This window comes from Corynebacterium sp. UBA4397 (assembly GCF_002390965.1).
In the GTDB taxonomy this organism is placed as follows: Bacteria; Actinomycetota; Actinomycetes; order Mycobacteriales; family Mycobacteriaceae; genus Corynebacterium; species Corynebacterium flavescens.
This window is the reverse complement of the sequence record NZ_DGRD01000003.1, coordinates 40,946-63,377: the sequence shown is the minus strand read 5'-3', so window position 1 is coordinate 63,377 and position 22,432 is coordinate 40,946. Positions and strand designations below refer to the sequence as shown.

Below are 22,432 nucleotides of genomic sequence, written 5' to 3'. Positions count from 1 at the left end.
CGGTGGTGCCTTCTCTGCCTGGCGACGTCGCCAAGCAGCGAAGGGGCACGGGTGGTTGGCGCGGTTAGTAGGGAGCGACGGCGGAACGGTGGGCGTCGATTGTCAGGGCCTCGTGGATGGGGGGGAAGGCGCGCTGAGCACAATTGGCGCGGGGGCACGTGCGGCAACCAGCGCCGATGGGGGTGGCGGTGGAAAGGTCCTCGAGGTCGAGGCCGGCGGCGTAGACGGTGCGGTCGGCGTGGCGAGCCTCGCAGCCTAGGCCCACCGCGAAGAGCTTGTTTGTCTCCCCGTAGCGGCCCTGGTGGTGCTGGACCGCGCGCGAAATCCACAGATAATTACGGCCGTCGGGCATCTGCGCGAGCTGGCGGGAGATGACGCCCGGCCGGCCAAAGGTCTCATAGATATTCCACAGCGGGCAGGTGCCACCCGAGTTGGAAAAATGCACGCCGGTGGCCGATTGCCGCTTCGACATATTGCCGGCGCGGTCCACGCGCACGAAAGTAAAAGGAATTCCGCGCTTATTGGGGCGCTGCAGGGTAGACAGGCGGGAGGCTACCGTTTCATAGCCCACCCCGAAGACCTGGCAGAGGTACTCCACGTCATAGCCTGACTGCTCCGCCTCGGCGTGAATGGTGGAATAGGGCAGCACGGTGGCTGCAGCGAAATAGCTGGCGATGCCGCGCCGGGCAAGGTTCCGGGAGGCGTCGGAGGTGAATGGTTCTTGGGAAATTAGCTCGTCGATCAGTGGTTCTGCTTCCAAGAAGCTGAGCTCGGCGGCCATGCGGAAGGCGCGCTGGCCCTCGCTGAGCCGGCTGGCCAAGCGGAATGCGCCGGATTCGCGGTCGAAGCGGTGCAAGGTGCCATCCATCTGGGGGGTGACGATGATGTCGACGCCGTGCTTATCGCGCAGACGCTGTGCCAGGGCGTGCTCGGTTTCGGAGATCTGGAAGGGCGCAACGTCGATCTCTTGTGCCAAGGATTCGGCGTGGAGATCGAGGGCGTCGAGGTAGTTCTGGCGCGCGTAGAAGAAATCGCGGACCTCGTCATGGGGCATGGACAGGGCCTGGGGGTTATCGGTGGCGCGCCGGGTATCCGTGGCTAGCGAGAGCTTATCGCGCACGTTGCGGTAACGGCGGTGAATGTCAACGAGGGTGCGGGCCACGGTGGGATGGTTGTAGACAAGCTCGGAGAGCTCCTGCATCTCCACGGGGGAGGGACACAGCTCCTTGTCTTGGATAACGTCCTGGATCTCCGCGAGTAGCCGGGAGTCATCGTCACGGGAAAAGAACGTTGCATCTACGCCGAAAGCCTCGGTGATGCGGAGCAAAACGGGGACCGTTAGGGGCCGGACATCGTGCTCGATCTGGTTGACGTAGCTGGCCGAAAGTCCCAGGGTGGCGGCGAGCGAGGCCTGGCTGAGGTCGCGTTCACGGCGCAGCTGTCGCAGCCGCGAGCCTACGTATGTCTTACTCATGACGGAAAGACTACCTGCCTGCCAACGGGTATAGCACCATATTTGCAAAGTTAGTGTGAAGCCTCTTAACCCCACTGTGTAGAGGGGGCTTTTGGGGGAGGAACCCACCCGAAAGTTTGACGCCTAACGTGGGTGGAAAAGTCACTAGCACTACCCCGGGTGAGCAAGCTCACAATGGGCGGGTTAATTACGCAAGGCCAATATTGCGAAAAGGCAGTGAGCGAGGTAGTGGGGTTGCGGGAGTGACTAATAAAGGCGATCCTTGCCTAAAGTCTCTTCGGTAGGAGGTAGAGAGCTCGTGTTGGGCGGTGAAACGGCCCGAAATCAACTAGTGACGTGTCCGAGGCCGTGCGTAAGGTAAAGGCGACAATGGAGGTGTCATGACTGTTAGAAATCCAGACCGTGAGGCTATCGCTCACGGCCATATTACGAACGAGAACATTCGTACCAAGCCGGCCGTTCCGTCTTGGGTCCTGAAGTTGGTTATGGCCGTCACCGGCCTGCTCTTCGCTCTCTTTGTTGTCGGCCACATGGCCGGCAACCTCAAGCTCTACATGCCCGCGCACGATGGTGGTGAGGCACTCGATATTTATGGCGAGTTCCTGCGTTCCTTCGGCGAGCCGCTGTTGCCGTATGGCTCGTTCCTGTGGGTAGTGCGCATCGTCTTGCTGGCCGCTATTGTCGGCCACATTTACGGCGCATTCGCTCTGACCGCGCGTTCCAAGCAGTCCCGTGGCAAGTTCAAGCGCACCGCACTGATGGGCGGCGTCGATTCCTTCGCCACCAAGTCCATGCTGGTCACCGGCGCCGTATTGCTGCTCTTCATCATTTTCCACATCCTGGATCTGACCATGGGTGTTGCCCCGGTAGCACCGGAAGCGTTCGTGCACGGTGAGGTCAAGGCCAACATGATTGCGACCTTCAGCCGCTGGCCGGTCACCATCTTCTATGTCTTGGCTATGGTTTGCCTGTTCCTGCACCTGACTCACGGTATCCGCCTTGCTGCCTCAGATCTGGGCATCACCGGTGCGAAGTGGCGCCAGACTTTCCTAGTTCTGGCCTACATCATCCCGGCCGTTGTCTGCATCGGCAACATCGTTATGCCCCTGTCCATCGCCCTGGGTTGGGTCAGCTAAAGGAGCTTCTTCGAACCATGACTAATACTGAACTCAAGCGCGAGCGCCCCGACTTCTCGCAGCCAGAATCTATCGTCTCGGGCGTGTCTCTCGGTAGCATCCTCGAGTCTAATGAGCCCCACGGCGTTCCCATGCGGGACATGTGGGACTACCAAAAAGACCACATGGAGCTGGTCTCCCCGCTCAACCGCCGCAAGTTTGAGATCCTCGTGGTAGGCACCGGCCTTTCTGCCGGCGCATCCGCCGCAGCACTCGGCGAGCTGGGCTACAACGTGAAGGTCTTTACCTATCACGACTCCCCGCGGCGCGCTCACTCGATCGCTGCCCAGGGTGGCGTTAACGCCTCCCGGCACAAGATGGTCGATAACGACTCCGCTTATCGCCACACCAAGGACACCGTCAAGGGCGGTGACTACCGTTGCCGCGAGTCCGATTGCTGGCGCCTGGCCTATGAGTCCATTCGCGTCATCGACCACATGAACGCCATTGGTGCTCCCTTCGCCCGTGAGTACGGCGGAACCTTGGCCACCCGTTCCTTCGGTGGCGTGCAGGTCTCGCGTACCTACTACACCCGTGGACAAACGGGTCAGCAGCTGCAGCTGTCGACCACGTCCGCGCTCTATCGCCAGATTGGCTTGGGCAACGTCGAGCTTTTCGCTCACCACGACATGCAGGACATTATCACCTACGTTGATAATGGCACCAAGCGCGTCGGCGGCATCGTTACCCGTAACCTCATCACTGGTGAGCTCAAGACCTTCACCGGTCACGCGGTTATCTTGGGCACCGGCGGCTACGGCAACGTCTATCACATGTCCACGTTGGCCAAGAACTCCAACGCTGGCGCCATGATGCGTGCCTACGAGGCTGGCGCCTACCTGGCCTCCCCGGCATTCGTGCAGTTCCACCCGACGGGCCTTCCGGTTAACTCCGAATGGCAGTCCAAGACGATCCTGATGTCGGAGTCCCTGCGTAATGACGGCCGCATTTGGTCGCCCATCAAAGAGGGCGATGACCGCGACCCCAAGGACATCCCGGAAGACGAGCGCGATTACTTCCTCGAGCGCCGCTACCCGGCCTTCGGCAACCTTGTTCCCCGTGACGTTGCCTCCCGTGCCATCTCCCAGCAGATCAATACGGGCCTGGGCGTTGGACCGCTGCACAACTCGGTGTACCTCGACTTCCGTGATGCCATTGAGCGCCTCGGCAAGGACAAGATCCGCGAGCGTTACTCCAACCTCATCGAAATGTATGAGGAGGCCATCGGTGAGTCCGCTTATGAGACGCCGATGCGCATCGCCCCCACCTGCCACTTCACCATGGGTGGCCTGTGGACCGACTTCAACGAGATGACCACTATTGACGGTCTCTTCGCGGCCGGCGAGTGCTCGTGGACCTACCACGGCGCGAACCGCCTGGGCGCAAACTCGCTGCTTTCCGCTTCGGTTGATGGCTGGTTCACCCTGCCCTTCACCCTGCCGAACTACCTGGCCCACCACCTGGGTGAGGACAAACTCGCTGAGGAATCCACCGAGGCCAACGAGGCTCTGTCCCGCGCGCAGGATCGCATTGACCGCCTCATGGCTGTCAGTGGCGACAACCCGCACGGACCGGCCTACTATCACCGTCAGCTGGGGGATATCCTCTACTGGGGTTGTGGCGTTTCTCGTAACGTTGAGGACCTTAAGGTCGCCATCGACAAGATTCGCGCGCTGCGCGAAGACTTCTGGTCCAACGTTCGCATCACCGGCCAGGCCGATGATATGAACCAGGTCCTCGAGTATGGCCTGCGCGTCGCTGACTACATCGACTTGGGCGAGCTCATGTGCGTCGATGCCCTCGACCGTGACGAGTCCTGCGGCGCCCACTTCCGGGATGATCACCTCTCGGAGGACGGCGAAGCAGAGCGCGATGACAAGAACTGGTGCTTCGTTTCTGCCTGGGAGCCGGGTCAGAAGCCGGGCGAGTTCATTCGCCACGCCGAGCCTTTGTACTTTGATTCGATCCCGCTGATGACAAGGAACTACAAGTAATGAAACTGACACTTGAGATCTGGCGTCAAGCCGGACCTACCCAAGAGGGCAAGTTCGAGACCGTACAGGTCTCGGACGCCGAAGAGCAGATGTCCCTACTGGAGTTGCTCGACCACGTCAACGACGGTCTGATCGAGGAAGGCAAGGAGCCTTATGCCTTCGCCTCCGATTGCCGTGAAGGCATCTGTGGCACCTGTGGCCTGCAGATCAATGGTCGCCCGCATGGCCCAGGTCAAAACACCCCGGCCTGCCAGCAGCGCCTGTTCCAGTTCAAAGATGGCGACACCCTGAAGATCGAGCCTTTCCGCTCGGCTGCATACCCCGTCATCAAGGACATGATCGTCGACCGCACAGCGCTCGACCACGTCATGGAGCAGGGCGGCTATATCTCCATCGAGGCCGGTACCGCACCGGACGCCGATACGATGCACATCAACCACGAGACCGCCGAGTTCGCCTTGGATCACGCGGCGTGCATTGGCTGTGGCGCCTGCGTTGCCGCTTGCCCCAACGGTGCGGCTCACCTGTTCACCGGCGCCAAGCTGGTTCACCTCTCCCTCATGCCCCTGGGTAAGGAAGAGCGTGGCCGCCGTGCCCGCAACATGGTCGATGACTTGGAGCAGAACTTCGGTCACTGCTCGCTGTATGGCGAGTGCGCCGATGTCTGCCCGGCCGGAATCCCGCTCACGGCCGTCTCCGCGGTTACCCGCGAACGCGCACGGGCTGCTTTCCGCGGCAAAGATGACTAAGCTATAGTCGTTTATAGGTATTGAGAAGAATACTTAAGAAGAGTTCTTAAGATGAATGCTAGGAACACCAGAAGTACAAGGATTGGGAGAGAGATTCAGCCATGAGCGATAACACCCACGCAGTTGCTGATCACGCGAGTGAGACCTACCCGGAGTTCTCCGGCAAGGTGCAGGATACCTACATCGAAGGCTATGACCCCGTGTCATTCGCCGCACCGCACTCCTCCCTGCTGCGGGTTTCCACCTGGGTAGGAATGGGTCTCATCCTTTCCCTCCTGCCGGCCGCAGGCATCGTCATCTGGGGTCTGGGTACCCACACCTTCCACTATGGAGCGGCTAGCCGCAACAACCCCATGGCTTTCACCATCGGTGGTGCCATTGTGCTCGTCATCCTTTCCGTGGCCGCTGTCGCTTCCGTCTACTACGGTCGTCGCTATTACCGTCAGTACCGGAAAGAAACTGGTCGTTCAAACTAGTATCTGAGAGTCCTACTCTTCTTATCTTCATTGACCCCCGCTGCCGTAATATGGCGCGGGGGTTTCGTCTAGCTTTAAGGGAAAGTATTTTACATGACCGAGTCCATTGCTTCGCGCCGTTCAGTTCCGGGGCCGAGCCCTGAGGTGGAGGCCGAGCGTCGGCGTGCCTTAAGGCGCTACAAGTTCTTCGTCACCGCTCTGTTGCTCGTCGCAGCGGCTATCTTCTTAGGTTGTTCGTGGTGGCAGAATCAGCCAGGGGGAGCACCCGTGTGGGTCGGCTACGTGCGTGCTGCGGCCGAGGCCGGCATGGTGGGTGGTCTGGCGGACTGGTTCGCGGTGACCGCTATCTTCCGTCGCCCGCTTGGACTGCCCATTCCGCACACTGCGCTCATTCCCAATAAGAAGGATCAGATCGGGGAATCTCTCAGCGGGTTCGTGGGGGAGAACTTCCTTAACGCGGAGCTCATCACTGAGAAGGTCTCGCAGGCAAACCTGCCGGAGAAGGCCGGGCACTGGCTGGCTCAGGACAAGAATGCGGCGCGGGTATCGCATGAGCTGGGCCGCTTGACGGCTAATGCCGTGCGAGCGTTGGACCCGAAAGAGGCGGAGGCGCTCATTCAATCCCAGCTCATCGATCGCCTCGCGGAGCCCGAGTGGGGGCCGCCGGCGGGAAGACTCCTGTCTGGCCTCATCCAGGAGGGCAAGCTCGAGCCGGTGGTCGATGAGGTCATCGACTGGGGCCATCGCAAGATTCTGACGATGGAAGATGACATCGTCACGCTTATCGACGAACGTATGCCGCACTGGGCCCCACGTTTCGCACGCAGTCTCGTCGGGGAGAAAGTCTACCGTGAGTTGGTCAACTGGACGGCTGAGGTCAAGGCAGACAAGAACCACGATGCCCGCAACGCCATTCGCCGTACCCTTTCGCAGCTGGCGCAGGATCTCCAGCAAGACCCAGAGATGATTGCGCGGGTGGAGTCCTTAAAGGCCGACGTCATGGGATCAACAGCCATGCGCGGTGCGGCGGCGGCGTTGTGGGCGGCGGCCGCGCAAGCCATCATCGAGCAATCCGAGGACCCGGAGTCGATGTTGCGCTCCAAAATTGAGCAATTGTGCCTGCGCTGGGGAAAGAATATTCAAGAGGATCCGGAGCTGCGGGAGAGCCTGGATCGTCGCCTTACCTCTGCGGTGGCCTTCTTCGCCGAGAACTACTCCGGCGAGGTCACCGGGATCATTTCTGAGACCATCAAGCGCTGGGATGCCAGCGAGGCGAGCGAAAAGATAGAGCTCATGGTGGGCAAGGACCTGCAGTTCATTCGCCTCAACGGCACCGTTGTCGGCGCACTCGCCGGCTTAGCTATCTACACTGGCAACCATCTACTGTTTGGGCTCTAGCAGTCTAGGCAGTGCACTACCCGTCCCCGAGTAGAAAGAAGTACCTGACATGACTGACAAGAAATCCCTGACAGATTCCCTCAAAGAGGCGGGCAGCTCCGCCTTCGAGGTAGCCAAAGAGTTCGGGGGCCATCTCAAGGCCGACCGGGCAAAGCAGGCAGAGGATAAGCCTGCAGGCGAGGGCACAGGAAACTCTTCGGACAACGTCTTCGACAAGGTTTCGAGCACCGCCAAGGACTTGGGAGCCACACTCAAAGCGGCCGCAGAGGCAACCCGGACCTCGGAAGCCTTCGCAGACGCGAAAGGCAAGATCAATACCGCCTATAATGAAACTCGCGAGGGGGTCAGCGAGGCCTATAAGTCCGCCAAGGAACGTAGCCAGCGCGCGGAGGGCAACGCCACTCCGGACGGCCCTAGTGCCAAGACCGGCAATCCGAGCAAGACCGACGGCACCGCTGCTGATGGATCCGCTTCCCCGGCGGAGGAGATCCTCGAAGGCGAAGTCATCGAAACTGACCACACCGACCATCCTGACCACACTGACCACACTGATCCGACAAAGTAAGAGTAAATGGACATTCTGATTCTCATCATGAACAACCTGCAGTACTGGGTGTTCATGGCACTTTCCATCTTCGCCGTGATCGGGGCGGTGCTCGCCGCCTCGACGCGCGAGGATGCCTTCCGCGCCGGCGACCGTAAAAACAAGTGGTCCTGGGTGGGCTTCTTGGCAGCGTCCGCAGTGGGCATGATGCTGCCCCTGCCCTTCATCCCGTGGATCGGCGCAGTGGTGACCGGGATTTACTGGTTTGATGTGCGCCCGCAGCTGCGTGCCATCATCAACGGCGATTACAGCTACTAAAAGCAGTGGCAGCCTAACATGGAATACCTCAATCTTTTGGAGTCCACTTCTGAGCAGGTCCGTGCGCAGGCAGAGGGCAACAGCGTGGTGGTCTCACCGACCCACGTTGCCGCCGCCTTGAGCGGAAAAGCCCACGAGGTGATCTCGGTGGCGGGCTATCCCACCGGCAGGCACCACAGCCTCATCAAGGCCTCGGAGGCGCGCTTGGCGGTCTATACGGGTGCTACAGAGATTTGGTTGGCGGTAGATCCGCAGCTGGAGGACTCAAATGAGTTGCTTTCAGAGCTTGTCGCCGTGCGGGAGGCTTGCCCGCAGCCGGTTAAGCTGGCGCTCATTGCCACGAACCAAGCCGCGGTGGACGCGGCCGAGCTCGCAGGATTTCAGCGCATCGTTCTGCACCACGCCAAGCAGGAAAAAGCAGAGCCCACGGATTCGGCAGCGCCTGCGAAGCCCGCTCAGGGCGTGAGGTCGGCGCTGCCTACTGTGGACTTCGACTTCTCCGGCTAGGCCGCGTCGGCCACTCCGGCTAGGCCGCGTTAGTCTCACCGGGGGCGGTGGAGACCGCGGAGCTGAGCTCCTTTAAGGGGACGTTCGTGCCGGCGACGGTGAGCTTTAGCTCCCCGCTTCCTACCTCAACGGCGTCGACGTGCAGCTGGCTGCCCACGAACTGCTCTTGTACCCCCTCGCGCAAGGAATCTGAGAGGGCAGCGGTGGCCTGATCAGGAAGATTCATCCCGAATACTGCTGCTTTGCGGGTGGCGATGTCGAGTACGCCGTTGTTCGCGCTGGGCTTGAGGGCGAGGCTGGCGAGCCCTCCGCCGAACTCGACGTCGATAGTGCTGTCTTCCGCGTTCGTGGTGATCGAGGTGATCACCATGTTGCCCAAGGTGGCATTGCCGGATTGTTCCGCGATGCTCTTTTGGAAGGTGGCGAGGAGGAAGTCATCCGGGAGTGTGGTGGTCGCACGCATCTGGCCGGCCACCGGCGCGGAGGCGACGCTGAGATCGCGCAGCTCGATGTCGGCGGCGGGCTGGCCCTTCACCTCCGTGCCCTCAATCTGCAGGGTGGAGGGAGTGCTCATGTTCATCTGCGAGATCTTGCCGCCCAGCATGCCAAGGGTAAGCGGGCTGGCACCGAAGCTGACGCTGGGCTTTTCTGTCACCTCGAGGCCCTCGGCCTGGGTGGTTTCCATAAACTGGGAGGTCATCTGCCTTCCCATGTACCAGCGCAGGCCAAATTCGGCGATGAGCAGGATAAGAAGGAGGCCGACGAGCACGCCGACAAAGATTTTCCACGCCTTAGAAGCGGAGTCTTGAGAAGCCATGGCTAATAGTGTGGTCTATGTTGTCCCCCAAGGCTAGTCAGGCACGAAAATCATAGTCGGGTTCACAGGTGCGGGGCGACGAGCTCCCAGTCTACGGTGAGCGTGTTATCGCGGAGCCGATGGCGAACTGGGTGGACGGGTAGCCCGACTTCGCCAAGCAATTGACGCGCCATGCGCCAACGCACCCGCGGGTGATGACGCCAAAAGGCCGACCCGCACCCGCGCTGGCGCGCAGATTATGTGCATGGTCGGCCATGGTTTTAACCCGAGGAAGGACTAGAGGTTAGCGGAGATCCACTGATCGGCAAGGTTGCCTTCGTTGGTGAAGAGCTCGCCCAGAGCCTCGCCCACCTTCGGCTCGATGGCGGCACCCATGAGGGGGATGTTCACCGAGACCTCGTTGATGTAGGACAAGGTGGTGGTGTCGCCCTCACCGGTCAGGGAAATCTCGCCCTTGAAGTCGACGGGGGTTCCCTTCACGTCTGCGGTGTAGGTGACGTCGGCAGCGTTGCCCTCGAGGGCACCGACGGTGATGACGCGCTTGACCTTGAGGTCCTGCGAGACCATGGCGCGCACGGCCTCGGGCAGCAAAGTGGTGGGCAATACCTCGTAGAGGATCGCGGTGTTATCCGTGAAATCGTGCACCTCGCCGGGATCCGGGGAGAGGTTGGCTACGATGTATTCCCAATAGCCCTCGCTGAGCAGTGCCTTGTGCACCTTCTCAATGGGCTGATTGATAGTTACGGTGTTTTCGCTACGGGTTGACATGCATAACAGACTACCTTGGTAGGGGTGTTAGAAGAATTCTTGACCCAGCAGCTGGCAGCGGTCGAGGGCATCACCCTCGACTATGACACCGACTTTGCCTCCTTGACCACCCTGCGGGTGGGCGGGAAACCCCAGGTATTGGTGCGTTGCTCGAACCCGGAGGCGGCCGTGGCTGCCACCCAGCTTGTCGACGACGCCTCGGTACCTCTCGTCATCGTCGGCGGCGGCTCCAACCTGCTGGTGCGCGATGGCGCAGTGGACGTGGTGGCGCTCTTGCTCGAGTTCGGCGATATCAACGTCGACGCGGGGTCAGGCCTCGTGCGCGCCGGGGCGGGGGCCGAGTGGGACCGCGTGGTCGCGGCATCCGTGGACGCTGGATTGGGCGGCATCGAATGTCTCTCCGGAATCCCCGGCTCGGCAGGGGCGGTGCCGGTACAAAACGTGGGCGCTTATGGTGCGGAAATCTCTGATGTGCTTACCCGGGTGCGCCTCTACGACAGGCGGGCCCACGTCGACGAATGGGTGCCCGCCGCCGACCTGGACCTGGACTATCGCTACTCCAACCTCAAGTTCACCCACCGCGCGTTGGTCCTTGAGATCGAGTTGCAGCTGAGCACCGATGGCCTATCCAAGCCCCTGCGTTTTGGGCAGCTCACCCAGCAGCCCGGTGAGCGGCGCCGCGTTGCCGAGGTCCGCGAGGAGGTCCTGCGCCTGCGCCACGGCAAGGGAATGGTCTTAGACCCGCAGGACCACGACACGTGGTCTGCCGGCTCCTTCTTCACTAACCCCATCGTTGATCCCGCGCTTGCCGAAGCCGTCTGTGCACGCGTGCGCGCCACCCACGGGGACGCCGTGGCTGAGACAATGCCGCGCCACGCGGTGGCCAAGGGCGAGAAGCTCTCGGCTGCCTGGCTCATTGAAAAGGCAGGTTTCCCCAAGGGCTACCCGGGGCAGGGGCGCGCGACCTTGTCGACCAAGCACACGCTGGCCTTGAGCAACCGCGGCGAAGCCCGCGCCGAGGACATCGTGGCCCTTGCCCGCGACATCCGCGATGGGGTGCGTGCGGCCTTCGGCGTTGAGCTTGTTCCCGAGCCCGTCTGGCTGGGCCTGGCGCTCTAGGCGTGTGCGTGTCCCAAGGGCGCGTTCGCTGCACATAGTGGCTAGAAGCTACCCCAGCCAAAATTGGGCACTATTTACCGTGAACGAGACGCGGGGCCGCGAAGTCCCTAGCGCATGACCTCGAGCCACTCGTCCTTGTGGGCGAGGTAGTCACGCACGGCGGCCTGCGCGCCTTCGAGGCTGTGGTTGGCTCCCCAGCCGCACTGCGTGACGTTGGCCGCCGGAACTTCGGTGGCGGTGAGGATATCGCCCAGGGACTTGGTGAGGACTTCGATAAGCTCGTCTTGCTCGAGGCCGTTGGTGATGGCGTAGAAGCCGGTCTGGCAGCCCATGGGGGCGAAACCGATGAGCTTGTCGGTGTAGTTGCGCATGAAATTGGCCATCATGTGTTCGATGGAGTGCACCGTAGGCATGTCGAGATGCTCCTCGTTGGGCTGGCAAAAGCGCAGGTCATATTTGATGATTTCCGTTCCATCGCCAAGGTCCTGGCGGCCGGCAACGCGCACATAGGGCGCGGCGACAAGGCGGTGATCAAGTTCGAAGGATTCCACGTTGCTGCGTTTCGTCATGGAGGACAGCCTAGTGTGCTTGGCTTAGCTGGCGCCATAATTAAAGTCGCGGGGATAAAGCTCTGATAACCATTGGCGCTGGCCCGGAGTGTCCGCGAGGGCGCGGAGGAGCGGTGCTGCCTAGGCTGGCAGGATGAACTCCCAGGAAAAGCCGGACAGGCAGCCGGATAGGATCTTGCCACCCCGCGGAGTGGAAACCATCGGCGTCGATTCCCGCGACGAATATGAAAGCCCCCTCGGCCGCGGCAACCGCCTGGGATCTAAGAGCTGGGCGCTGGTGCTCCGGCGCACATGGAATGACTTCTTCTTCGAAGGGTTTCTGGACAGAGGCGCGACGCTGACCTACTTCACGCTTATGGCTTTTGCACCGACGGTGTTGGCCGCCTACTCCATAGCCACCTTGGTCTTTGCCAGCAGGCGGGCACAGGTGGAGGAGATAACGCAGGAGTTCATCGTGGAGTATCTCCCCGCCCAGACCACGCAGCAGGCCAGCGACTTAGTGGGCACGATCATCGGCTCGAGTGCGCAGGGGACGATAGCGCTGGTCTTGTCGGTCTTGATCTCCTTGTTCTCCGCTTCGGCTTATGTGCGTGCCTTCTCGCGCACGGCCAACATAGTCTACGGAAGGGTGGAGGGCCGCGGCCTCATCCGCACCTGGGGCATGATGTGGGTGCTCACGGTGGTCCTGGTTCTCGGCGCCGTGACGCTGGTCTTTGCAAACCTGGCGCGGGATACCGTCATCAGCGGGATTCTGGGGCCTATAGCTGGGCCCTTGGGGCTGGAGGACACCTTGGACTTCATGCTGCGGATATTCTTGCCGGTCTGGGACTGGCTGCGCCTGCCCTTAAGCGTCCTTTTAGTCCTCGCGCTTATCGCGGTGCTCTATCACTTCGCGCCGAATGTTAGGCCCCAGCGATTCCGGTGGTTTTCCTTGGGCTCCGTGCTCGCGCTGATGGCCACGGTGGCAGTGTGGTGGCTCATTGGCCTCTACCTGCAGTACTTCGCCGGGCTCAACGCCTATGGGGCGCTGAGCGTGGTGCTCGCGGTCCTGGTGGCGGTGTGGATAACCAATACCGCTCTTATCGTGGGCCTCAAGATCGACGCGGAGGTGCTGCGCGCCAAGGAGCTGCAGCGGGGATTGGAGTCCCAGCGCCACATTCAGGCGCCGCCGCGCTCGGATGAGGCAGCACTCGCGCAGGCTCAGACCCAGCAGCGCCTCGAGGACAAAGGCGAGCAGATCCGCACGCAGGCGGAAGAAAACAAGGCGGAAAAAGATAAGGCCTAGCCCCGCACATTTTTAAGGTGCGGGGCTAAGCCTTAGTTCTTCAGATCTTCCTGGGCAGAATTAGACGCGCGGGAACACGCCTGATTCGTCGAGGCGAACGGACTCGTCGAGCAGCAGCGCGACCTCGGCGGCCTTGGCTGCGGAGACGGTGCCATAGCCCGGAATCTCACCGGTGCCGCCCTCGGGAAGGCGGCGGCCCTCGATGACTTCGAAGAGAGGCTCACGGCCGAGCATGCCGTTCTCGAAGTGGGTGTGCCCGGCGGCTAGGCGCTCCTCGGCGCGGGCGCGCCACTGGGTAGCGGCGTCGGCCCCGCGCTGCTGGGCGACGGCGGTCTCGAAGACACCCGGGTGAGCGTAGACCACCAAGGCACCGACGTGACCGAAGCCAAGCGAGGTCAAAGCGGCCGCACGCACGGTGCCCACCGACAGTGCAGAACGCAGCCAGACCAGGTTGCGTGCCTTGGGCTCGATGAGCGGATCCACGCAGTCCAGCGCCACGTTCGGCGGGACGATTCCGGTGCGGAATACATCCACCAGGCCACCGGTCTGGAAGAGTGCCGCGCCGCCCTTGGAGTGGCCGGTCAGCGTCTTCTGCGAGATGACGAACATAGGCTCGTCGGCGTCGCGTCCGATGGCGGGCCACAGAATCGAGTGCAGCTCGGACTCGTTCGGGTCGTTGGCGTTGGTCGAGGTGTCGTGCTTGGAGAGCACGCTGACGTCGTTGGGGTGCAGCCCCAAGCCGCGCAGGGACTTCGCCAAGCGCGAGTTGGTGCGGCCGCGCCCGGCGCCGAGGGCACCGAGACCAGGGGCCGGAATGGAGGTGTGCGCGCCGTCGCCATAGGAGGCGGCGTGTGCGACAACTGCCAGCACCGGCAGACCCATGTCCGCAGCGACAGAACCACGCACGAGCAGGACGGTGCCGCCGCCCTCGCCCTCGAGGAAGCCGCCGCGGCGACGGTCGTTGGCGCGGGAGATGAAGCGCTCATCGATGCCCTTGGTGGTCATCGCGGCGGTCTCAGCGGTCGCGTTCATGTCGCCGAAGCCGGTGAGGGACTCTACCTGGACATCGTCGATACCGCCGGCGATGACCACGTCGGCCTTGCCGAGCGCAATCTTGTCGACGCCCTCTTCAATGGACACAGCAGCGGTAGCGCAGGCGCCGATGGGGTGAATCATCGAGCCATAGCCGCCGACCAAGGACTGCATCGTGTGCGCTGCGATGACGTTCGGCAGAGATTCCTGCAGGATGTCGCTCGGGCGCTCCTCACCCAGGAAGCGGGTGACGAAGACCTTGTAGAGAGATTCCATGCCGCCGATGCCCGTGCCCTGGGTGGTGGCCACCTGTGCCGGGTGAATGGAGCGCAGAAGCTCCGCCGGGGAGAAGCCTGCCTGGGTGAAGGCATCGATGGCGGTAACCAGGTTCCACACCGCCATGCGGTCGAGGGAATCGAGCATGTGCTCCGGGATGCCCCACTTGGAGGCGTCGAAGTTATCCGGCATCTGCGCGGCAACGGTGCGGGTCAAGGTGGCCTTGCGAGGAACCTTGGCGGTAGCGCCCTTCAGGCGGGTGACTTCCCACTCGCCGTCGGCCTCACGCACCGTGGTGAACTCGGGATCTGCTACCTCGATGTCGCGGGCCTCGCCCTCGGAGGCCACGGTGAAGGTGATGTCGCGGTCGAGGAAGACGGTGGTCAGGTCGATGGAGCCCTGGTCCACGAGATGGAACTTATCGCTCAGCGTGCGGATGCCGGCGCGGGCGACGACCTCGTCGCGGAAGCGATCGTAGATGTCCTCCTCGGCGACCTCGGTGCCCTCGGCGTCGAACCAACCCGGGTGCGGATCCTCGGCCCACGTGATGAGGCCGGTCATCCAGGCCAGCTCCAGCACGCCAGCCGCGGTCAGTTCCACGGCGCCGTCATGCTGGAGGCCATACTCGGCCTCGAAGCGGGTGCGTCCCGAGCCCCAGGAGCTGACCTCGCCGATACCGGCGATGACGACCATGTCATCGAGGTCGGTGGTGACCTCAGAGATCTTCTCGTCGGGGCCAAAGCTCGGCTGCTCGGCGCGCGGCGGGTTAGGCAGAGCGGAGATGGTGGCGGGGGCCGCAGAATCCGCGGCCGTGGCAGCTTCGGCGCCTGCGCCGGCCCCGGCCTGATCCGCCTGGGTCTGTGCGGCCAGCGCGGTCAGCGAGACTCCCTCGAGGCCGCCGGTGAGGTCGGCCTCAACTGGGGACTTCTCGGCAGCAGCGCGCGAAGACGGGCTGGCGAGACCGATGAGCTCGGAGGAGATTTCCTCCGGGGACCACACGTGAATGCCTGCGGCCTGCGCGGCCGGGACGAGCACGTCGTTGCCGCCCATGAGGTGCGTGCCGGCAACCCAACCAATCTTGGCCTGGGCCAAGGTAACGCCTGCGGGCCAGCCAGCCTCGACGTGCCACTTGTTCAAGATGGCGTCGAGAGCAGCCTTGACCTCGCCATAGGCGCCGTCGCCGCCGAAGGTGCCGCGGTTGGGGGAACCAGGCAAGACGATGTGGCAACGGGTGTCAACGGCGTCCTGTGCCAGGCGGGAGAGCCCGGCGATGGTGCGCTCGAGCGACCACAGCAGCAGGCGGGCCTGGTTTTCGGTGGCGGAGCCGGCGTCGGCAAGCGAGCCGGAGACCGAAGGAGCCGCGAAGGGGTAGGCCACGGTCGGGGTGAGCGCGGGCTTGAGTATCTTGACCTCGTTGCCCACGGACTCGCGCTGCTCGGTGCCGATCCAGTCGATGAGGGCATCGACGTCGCGGTAGCTCGAGAGGTTGGCCGGAACCAGCCACAGAGCAGAGCCCTGCGCGCCGTGTGCGGCGTAGAGCTTGCGGGCAAACTCCTTGCGTGCCTGGGTGACCCGCGAGGCGGTCATGACGACAGTCGCGCCGGCCTCGAGCAAGCGCTCGACCAGGGCGGTGGCGATGGACCCAGGAGCCGCGCCGGTGACCAGGGCCACCTCGCCACGGAACTCGCCGTTGAAGTCGGACTCGGCCTCGGCGGCGACGGCCGCGAGATCTCCCTGGCCGCCGTTCTTGGCCCACCAACGAGCCTGGGCGGCGACGGTAGCGCCGGCGCCACGGAACTCGGCGGCGTCATAGGTGTCCTGACCCAGGGCGAGGCGGGCGAGCTTCTCGCGGGCGGTGGCCCAGGAGTCGTCGAAAAGCACTGCCTTGGCAGCGTCGAAGGTCGGGGAAACCAGCTTGAGCCAGCCGGTGCCCAGCTCGGCCTCGACAGTCTCGATGGCGGAGTTATCGGGGACGATGGTCTCCGCAGGCTCCGGGAGGTATCCCAGCTGGTCAAGGACCTGGCGGGCGGCGGTAGCCAGCACGCCGTTCTCGCCGGTGACGGTATCGGCGTAGGCGTCCAGCGCCGCGGAATCAACCACGCCGCCGCCTGCCGAAGAACCGGAGGACATGGACACCGAGGTGCCGTGGGCGGCTGCAACGGCAGCGATGGCGGCGTCGACCAGATCGTTGGCCGCGGCCTTCGAGGTCGCCGAGGTCGGCACGGTGCTCAGGCTACCGCCACGGACGGAATCCTCCTCGCGCGAGCCCAAGAGGATCTCAGCCTCGACGTGAGGGACCCACGATGCAGGCAGGCTCCAGGCGCCGGTGACGCGCTCGGCAACGAAGGCGGGCTTGAGGCCGGCCGCGCCGAGAAGCTGGCGCAGGCGGGCCGAGATGGCCTCGCCGAGGACGCCGCCAAAGGGCGTGTAGCCAGGTGCAGCGGTGGAAACCTTCTCGCGCAGGGAAGCCACGTCCGCGTCGGCGGCGCCATCGATGGCAGGCACGCCGATTTCTGCGGACATATCCATGAGCAGCTGGTTACGGCGCGAGGAGACGCCGTTGGTCAGCTCCTCGACGGTGTCAGAATCATTGATCTGATCGACACGGATCTTGTTCTGGAAGGCGAAGAGCACCATGATGGCCTGTGCTGCGCCGAACTTGAGCTCGGGCGCGTCGGCGCCGCTGGAGGCTCCAGCAGCGGGTGCGGCAGCCGGCGTGGGAGCCGCTGCGGGTGCTGCTGCGGGAGCTGCGGCGGGCTGCGCTGCGGCTGCGCTTGGCGATGCCGCCTCGGCGGTGTCCGCCGCATCCTCAGCGGCTTCCGGTGCGGCGGGGGGNNTAGGGAGCGGCCTGGACGTCTTCGAGCATGACCTGGTCTTGGTCGCGCTCGACGTTGTAGACAGACAGGTCCACGCCGGCCACGGCCATGGAGCGCTTGGCCAGGTTGGTCAGGGTAGGAGCAGAAGCGAGGCCGACCTCGATAATCTGGTCCACCTTTTCAAAGAGCAGTTCCTGGGTCTCAATCCAGCGCACTGGGGAAGCGAACTGCCAGGAGAGCAGTTCGATGAGCAGCAGGCGAGCCAGCTCCTGATCGCTCAGGCTGGAGGCATCGAGGCCATCGAGGCGCCCGGAAGGAGCGAGCGGCGCGACGAGGTCGACGAACTCCTGGGTGAGCTCGAAAGGACGGGCCACGAGGTTGGGCACGTAGCGGCCAACGAGGGCGTCGAGGTCAAGCTCGGCGGGCAGCAACTCGTCGAGCTTTGCGGCGAAGGCGGGGACGCCATCACGTAGCACGCGGGAGTGGAAGGGCACGTCGATGCCCGGAACCATGACGGCGGCGCGCTCGCGGATGGAGTTGGCGCGCTTGACCAGCTCGCGCAGGCCAGCCTTGGTGCCAGCAATGGAGTACTGCTGACCACGGATGTTGTAGTTGACGATCTCGAGGATCTCGCCGGTCTCTGTCGCGATGCCGTCGACGTAGCCGTCAACCTCATCGGAGGACACCCCGATCATGTTCGGACGCAGGGCGGCCATGGCGTAATCGGAATTGCCCTCTGCGTCGCGCGGCACGAGGGTGCCCATGGCGGAACCGCGGGAGTAGACAATGTCGATGACGGCTTCAAGGTCGAAGATGTTGGCCAGGGAGGCCAGTGCGGTGTACTCGCCCAAGGAGTGGCCGGCGTACATCGAGCCAGCGGCGAGGGCATTAGCCTCGCGCAGGCGCTCGGTCTGCGCGTAGGCGACCACTGCGAGGGCAACCTGGGTGAACTGCGTCAGGTGCAGCACGCCCTGGGGGTGCTTGAAGGTCGTGCCGCGGACGGTGACCTCGGTGGGGTTGTCATCGATGACCTGCTGGATGCTAAAGCCCAGCGCGGTGCGGGTGTGCTGATCGGCGCGGCGCCAGATCTCGCGGGCAGCCGGGGAGGCATCGCGGTCGCCGCGGCCCATTCCCTCGGACTGGATGCCCTGGCCCGGATAAACATAGGCGGTGCGGGGCTGCGCCAGGAGAGCCTGGCCGCGGGAGACTACCTCGCCGTTGATGCGGCAGGTGACCTCGAGGGCGGCGTGGATGCCGGCGCGGCCGACGCGCTCGACGGTGATTTCCACCTCGTCATCGAGCTGAACCATGCCGTACATGGAGTAGGTCCAGCCGGTGACGGTGCCGTGCTTGCCTGCGAGGTGCTCGGCGGTGGCGGAGAGCCACATGCCGTGCACGAGCGGGGCCTTAAGGTTAACCAGCTGCGCCGCGTTATAAGAGGTGTGGATGGGGTTGTAGTCGCCCGAAACCAGCGCGAAGGGCGTCATGTCCTGCGGGGCGGTGACCACGGCGCGGTCTACGAAGGAGCGCGGGGTGGCAGTGACCTGTGCGGAAAGCTCGCCGCCGCCCCACTCAGGGGCAGGAACTGGCATATCGGTGCCGGTGGCGCGGCCGCGGATGGCGAAGCGCTGCATCTGGGTGGCCACGATTTCCTGGGAATCATGATCGCGCAGCTCCAGCTCGACGGTGACGATGCGCCCAGAGACGGACTCGTCGATGGAGGTGCACTTGGAGGTCACGTCGATGGTGCGGCCATTTGCCAGCTCGTCTAGCGGAATGCGCAGGTCCACCAGGTGATCGAGGTGCACGGCGTTGAGCAGGCCCTCGATGACGGGGTAGCCGTCCGCCAGCTTGCCGGAGCCGAGAGCCGTGTAGATGGCCGGCCAGCAAGGGCCGACGAGCACGTCGGGAGTGCCTGGCTTGACGGAGCCGAGCGCGGCGCCGGTGACGTTGGTGTGTGCCTGCAGCAGGGAAGCCGGCAGTGTGAAGGAGTAATGAGCCACGCCGAAGGGAGCGTCAGCGGATTCGCTACCGGGCTCGATGCGCGGCATCTCGGTGATTTCGTCACCCTGCTCAGAGATGGAGCCCACGCCGGCCAGGCCCTCGAGGAGGGCGAAGACGGAGGCGGGCAGGCGCTCCTCGGAGACAACGGGCGAGCCGCCGGTGGCCACGTCTGCGGGCAGGTCGAGAGGGACGGTGACCTGTTTGACGTAGAAGGGGCGCTGCTCGGAGGGGAGATCGTCCCAGTAGGAATCCGAGTTGATGCGGATCTCCCAGTTGCCCTGGTCATCCTGACCCAGCTCGTAGGCCTCCGGGCTCATCTCGTGAGCGGGGTTGGCCATGAGGTGGCCGTGCCAGACAATCGTCGGCGCGGCCTTGATGAACTCAGCGGCGCTGGTGGCGGACTCGAGGCGGCTGAAGATCTCGGTGGCCTCGTGGTCTTGTGCCAGGGTCTCGGTGGCGGCGGATTCGAAGCGGGCGAGCAGATCGGCGACCGGCTCGTTCTTCTTGGTGATGCCTGCCACGGCTACTGGGCCAGGAATGATACGGACCTCGTCGGCGCTGTAGCGCTCGTCCTGGGCCTGCCACAGGGTGTCCTTGCCAAACCACACCTTGAGGTCGCCGTCGATGGCGGGAACCCACGGCATGGGCTTGACGTGCTTGTAGTGCAGGGAAATCCACCATGCGGCATCGCGGGGGATGACGGTGGTGGTTGTGGCCTGCGGGTAGGCGGCCACGAGCTTGGCGGTGGCTGCCGGGGCGTCGTGGACTTCGGAGATCTCCGGGAAGAGGGTCTCAATCTGGCCGTGATCGGCGTCGTTGAGGCGGGCCTCGATGCGGTGGAGCAGATCGAAGAAGCGGTCATCCCAGGTGGGATCGACGAAGGGATAAGCAAGCTCCACGAAGCGCTCGAGCCACTGCGCGTAGGTCATGGACTCGACGTCGCCGAAGTAGGGCTTAGAGGTCTTGGCCAGGGCGGCGATAATGTCATCGCGGCGCTCCTGGTAGTCCTCCAAAGGCAGCGAGGTGATGAGGCGCGAGGCCTGCGCGAAGGAGTTATCCAGGTCGTGGATATCCGCCAGCAGGTGGGACTGGGAGGAGGCCACACCGTGCGTTCCGGTGCCGCGGCCGACCCAGCCGTCGTTGTCCTCGAGCTTGACGCCGGGGGTGTTGACCAGCAGATCCTTGACCGAGTCGGTGGCCTTGGCCTCCTTGGTGGCCATGGCTACGGTGCCGATAAAGACGGCGTCGACAGGCATGGCGGGCAGGTCATACTTCTGGGACCAGGAACCGGTCAGGTAGGTCGCGGCGCGCTCGGGCGAGTAGATGCCGCCGCCGACTGCCAGAAGGGCGTTGGGGTGATTGCGCACCTCGGCGTAGGTCTCGAGGAGCATGTCATCGAGGTTGACCCAGGAGTGGTGACCGCCGGCGTGGCCGTCCTCGACCTGGAGAACGATCTGGTCCTGCGGGTTGGCCGCGGCGATCTTGAGCGCGTCGCGGATCTGCTTGGCAGTGCCAGGCTTGAAGGTGATGTAGGGGAAGCCATCGGAGTGCAGCTGCGCGATGAGCTCGGTGGCCTCCTCAACCTCAGGGATGCCGGCGGAGATGCACACGCCGTTGAAGGAGGCGCCGGCCGCACGGGCCTTGGGTACGATGCGGGCCTGGCCGAACTGCAGGTTCCACAGGAAGCGGTCGAAGAACATGGTGTTGAACTGCGCGGTGCGACCCGGCTTCAACAGGGACTCCATGACCTGACGGTGGTGGTTGAATACCTCGTCCGAGTACATGCCGCCGCCGGCCATCTCGGTCCAGTAGCCAGCGTTGGCCGCTGCGGCCACGATCTCGCCGTCCGCAGAGGTCGGCGTCATGCCGCCGAGCATGATGGGGGACAGGCCCGTGAGATCGGAGAAGCGGGTCTGCGTGTAGGTCTGACCATCAGGCAAGCGGACCAGGCGCGGGGCGAAGTCGGCGTAGTTGACAGCCTTGGGCAGGGAGTTGCCCGGGGTGGCCAGGCCGTCGCGCTGCTGCGGGGTGGCGGCGAGCACGGAGACCTTGCCGGTGCCATTGACCAGCGGGGCGGTGAGCTTTGCTAGGCCCGCATCCAGGAAGACGAGGCTGTCGGCCTCGAGGGAGGCGACGGCGGCCGGCCAATCGTGCGGCTCGACAAGGATGGCCTCGGCCAAGCGCTGCGCCGTGGAACTATCGACGCCGCATTCCTGCGCGAGCTGCGCGGTACGTGCAGCTGCGGGGCGCAGGCTGGGGTGGTGGAAGGGCAGGGCCACGGGCAGCTCGTCGAAGACGGCGAGGATCTCGTCGCCACCGATGGTGCGGTTCTCGAGGCTGTCGTTGAATGCGTCAACGGCGCCTTGGAGTGCCGTGCGAGTGGACTCGAGGCTCTCGGGGGCGCCGGAGATGACAAAGTGGCGGCGGCCGTTGATGACGGCGATGGTGGCATCCCCGCGCAGCGCTTGCTCGATGAACGGGCGGTCGATGCCGCGGATGGAGAGCATGTGCGAGCGGGAATCGGATCCCTCCTGTGCGGAGGCTGCGGTGCCCATCAACACGGCGATGGTGAGGGCTTGCTTCTGATCCTCGAGCGCCGCAACGCCGAGGATGCCCTGCGAATGCCCGATGGCTTCCTTCGGGTCGAGCCCGAGGCTGCGGAGGTGGTCGATGGCTGCGATCTGTCCCAGCACGATTCCAGGGATGGAAACGGCGGGGTAGACGTCTACGTCTGCGGGCTTGGCGGAGGCCCCTTCGGCCCCGTTAGTGCCCTCGGCGCCAGCTGAAATGAGTTCTTCGAGGCGCTCAATGGCGCCGGGGCAGGTGGAGGCGATGAGTCTAGCGGCCGGCCCGGTGGCGGCGCGGACTTCGCTTAAGAGTTCGCGCAGCTTTTGGGCGATGGCAGGCGCCTGGCTGGCCAAGGAGATGGCCTCCTGCCAGCGCGAGCCTTGGCCGGCGAAAAGAATTGCGGGGTTGTGCAAAGAATGCAACGGAGTCAAAGACATTGTCCCTCTTTTGTCCTCGGTGTTTCATAAAGGAAGAGTGCTTAGTTTCCGGGCAGGAAGTAAACACATTCACGCCACGGTAGCCTACTGCCACGTAGGTTTAGGG

At 63.7% G+C, this 22,432-nt stretch carries 14 protein-coding genes and 2 pseudogenes; 10 read left to right on the top strand and 6 right to left on the bottom strand.

The window, feature by feature from the left end; genetic code table 11:
- Nucleotides 1-64: 64 nt before the first annotated feature.
- Entirely contained in the window at nt 65-1,474 is a 1,410-nt protein-coding gene (gene ramB / locus B2696_RS01240; RefSeq protein WP_286953488.1) for an acetate metabolism transcriptional regulator RamB, read from the bottom strand.
- A gap of 380 nt (nt 1,475-1,854) precedes the next feature.
- On the opposite strand from ramB, the gene B2696_RS01235 reads away from it, so the two are divergent.
- The 8 genes from B2696_RS01235 to B2696_RS01200 all read left to right on the top strand — a co-directional run bounded on the left by B2696_RS01235 (nt 1,855) and on the right by B2696_RS01200 (nt 8,635).
- Nucleotides 1,855-2,610, top strand: a complete 756-nt coding sequence (locus B2696_RS01235) for a succinate dehydrogenase cytochrome b subunit (RefSeq protein WP_286953486.1) — start codon at nt 1,855-1,857, stop codon at nt 2,608-2,610.
- A gap of 17 nt (nt 2,611-2,627) precedes the next feature.
- Entirely contained in the window at nt 2,628-4,643 is a 2,016-nt protein-coding gene (locus B2696_RS01230) for a fumarate reductase/succinate dehydrogenase flavoprotein subunit (protein WP_075729022.1), read from the top strand.
- Nucleotides 4,643-5,392, top strand: coding sequence for a succinate dehydrogenase/fumarate reductase iron-sulfur subunit (locus B2696_RS01225; protein ID WP_075729023.1), 750 nt, complete (start codon nt 4,643-4,645; stop codon nt 5,390-5,392). Before B2696_RS01230 ends, B2696_RS01225 begins: the two co-directional genes overlap by 1 nt.
- A 101-nt stretch (nt 5,393-5,493) precedes the next feature.
- Nucleotides 5,494-5,868 (top strand): hypothetical protein, encoded by a 375-nt coding sequence (locus B2696_RS01220; RefSeq protein ID WP_286953483.1) that lies wholly within the window; start codon nt 5,494-5,496, stop codon nt 5,866-5,868.
- A gap of 93 nt (nt 5,869-5,961) precedes the next feature.
- Entirely contained in the window at nt 5,962-7,266 is a 1,305-nt protein-coding gene (locus B2696_RS01215) for a DUF445 domain-containing protein (RefSeq protein ID WP_286953481.1), read from the top strand.
- A 49-nt stretch (nt 7,267-7,315) separates the two neighbouring features.
- Nucleotides 7,316-7,831 (top strand): CGLAU_01105 family protein, encoded by a 516-nt coding sequence (locus B2696_RS01210; protein ID WP_276622507.1) that lies wholly within the window; start codon nt 7,316-7,318, stop codon nt 7,829-7,831.
- A 6-nt stretch (nt 7,832-7,837) separates the two neighbouring features.
- Nucleotides 7,838-8,128 carry a DUF2516 family protein gene (locus B2696_RS01205; RefSeq protein ID WP_075729027.1) on the top strand — a complete coding sequence of 97 codons (291 nt, stop codon included), beginning with the start codon at nt 7,838-7,840 and terminating at the stop codon, nt 8,126-8,128.
- An 18-nt stretch (nt 8,129-8,146) separates the two neighbouring features.
- Nucleotides 8,147-8,635, top strand: coding sequence for a deoxyribose-phosphate aldolase (locus tag B2696_RS01200; RefSeq protein WP_286953476.1), 489 nt, complete (start codon nt 8,147-8,149; stop codon nt 8,633-8,635).
- Between the two features lie 19 nt (nt 8,636-8,654).
- Here B2696_RS01200 and B2696_RS01195 read toward each other — a convergent pair whose 3' ends face one another.
- The 3 genes and pseudogenes from B2696_RS01195 to B2696_RS01185 all read right to left on the bottom strand — a co-directional run bounded on the left by B2696_RS01195 (nt 8,655) and on the right by B2696_RS01185 (nt 10,220).
- On the bottom strand, nt 8,655-9,452 hold the full coding sequence (locus B2696_RS01195; protein WP_286953473.1) for a DUF2993 domain-containing protein: 798 nt from the start codon (nt 9,450-9,452) through the stop codon (nt 8,655-8,657).
- A gap of 175 nt (nt 9,453-9,627) precedes the next feature.
- Nucleotides 9,628-9,708, bottom strand: a pseudogene (locus tag B2696_RS11505) (class I SAM-dependent methyltransferase); the annotation flags it as partial.
- A gap of 20 nt (nt 9,709-9,728) precedes the next feature.
- Nucleotides 9,729-10,220 (bottom strand): DUF2505 domain-containing protein, encoded by a 492-nt coding sequence (locus B2696_RS01185; protein ID WP_075729030.1) that lies wholly within the window; start codon nt 10,218-10,220, stop codon nt 9,729-9,731.
- 24 nt (nt 10,221-10,244) lie between these two features.
- Here B2696_RS01185 and B2696_RS01180 point away from each other — a divergent pair, with 24 nt between their 5' ends.
- Nucleotides 10,245-11,339 carry a UDP-N-acetylmuramate dehydrogenase gene (locus tag B2696_RS01180; RefSeq protein ID WP_286953468.1) on the top strand — a complete coding sequence of 365 codons (1,095 nt, stop codon included), beginning with the start codon at nt 10,245-10,247 and terminating at the stop codon, nt 11,337-11,339.
- A gap of 107 nt (nt 11,340-11,446) precedes the next feature.
- Here B2696_RS01180 and B2696_RS01175 read toward each other — a convergent pair whose 3' ends face one another.
- Nucleotides 11,447-11,908, bottom strand: coding sequence for an S-ribosylhomocysteine lyase (locus B2696_RS01175; protein ID WP_075729032.1), 462 nt, complete (start codon nt 11,906-11,908; stop codon nt 11,447-11,449).
- 133 nt (nt 11,909-12,041) lie between these two features.
- Here B2696_RS01175 and B2696_RS01170 point away from each other — a divergent pair, with 133 nt between their 5' ends.
- Nucleotides 12,042-13,193, top strand: coding sequence for a YihY/virulence factor BrkB family protein (locus tag B2696_RS01170; RefSeq protein ID WP_286953465.1), 1,152 nt, complete (start codon nt 12,042-12,044; stop codon nt 13,191-13,193).
- 60 nt (nt 13,194-13,253) lie between these two features.
- Here the strand turns inward: B2696_RS01170 and B2696_RS01165 are convergent.
- Nucleotides 13,254-22,326 (bottom strand): annotated as a pseudogene (locus B2696_RS01165) (fatty acid synthase subunit beta domain-containing protein).
- Between the last annotated feature and the right edge of the window lie 106 nt (nt 22,327-22,432).

Bases quoted from the DNA above. Each gene is read 5' to 3' on its own strand.
- B2696_RS01205 (WP_075729027.1), top strand. From the start codon at position 7,838: ATGGACATTCTGATTCTCATCATGAACAACCTGCAGTACTGGGTGTTC.
- B2696_RS01235 (WP_286953486.1), top strand. From the start codon at position 1,855: ATGACTGTTAGAAATCCAGACCGTGAGGCTATCGCTCACGGCCATATT.
- B2696_RS01185 (WP_075729030.1), bottom strand. From the start codon at position 10,220: ATGTCAACCCGTAGCGAAAACACCGTAACTATCAATCAGCCCATTGAG.
- B2696_RS01175 (WP_075729032.1), bottom strand. From the start codon at position 11,908: ATGACGAAACGCAGCAACGTGGAATCCTTCGAACTTGATCACCGCCTT.
- B2696_RS01230 (WP_075729022.1), top strand. From the start codon at position 2,628: ATGACTAATACTGAACTCAAGCGCGAGCGCCCCGACTTCTCGCAGCCA.
- B2696_RS01220 (WP_286953483.1), top strand. From the start codon at position 5,494: ATGAGCGATAACACCCACGCAGTTGCTGATCACGCGAGTGAGACCTAC.
- ramB (WP_286953488.1), bottom strand. From the start codon at position 1,474: ATGAGTAAGACATACGTAGGCTCGCGGCTGCGACAGCTGCGCCGTGAA.
- B2696_RS01195 (WP_286953473.1), bottom strand. From the start codon at position 9,452: ATGGCTTCTCAAGACTCCGCTTCTAAGGCGTGGAAAATCTTTGTCGGC.
- B2696_RS01200 (WP_286953476.1), top strand. From the start codon at position 8,147: ATGGAATACCTCAATCTTTTGGAGTCCACTTCTGAGCAGGTCCGTGCG.
- B2696_RS01170 (WP_286953465.1), top strand. From the start codon at position 12,042: ATGAACTCCCAGGAAAAGCCGGACAGGCAGCCGGATAGGATCTTGCCA.
- B2696_RS01210 (WP_276622507.1), top strand. From the start codon at position 7,316: ATGACTGACAAGAAATCCCTGACAGATTCCCTCAAAGAGGCGGGCAGC.
- B2696_RS01225 (WP_075729023.1), top strand. From the start codon at position 4,643: ATGAAACTGACACTTGAGATCTGGCGTCAAGCCGGACCTACCCAAGAG.
- B2696_RS01215 (WP_286953481.1), top strand. From the start codon at position 5,962: ATGACCGAGTCCATTGCTTCGCGCCGTTCAGTTCCGGGGCCGAGCCCT.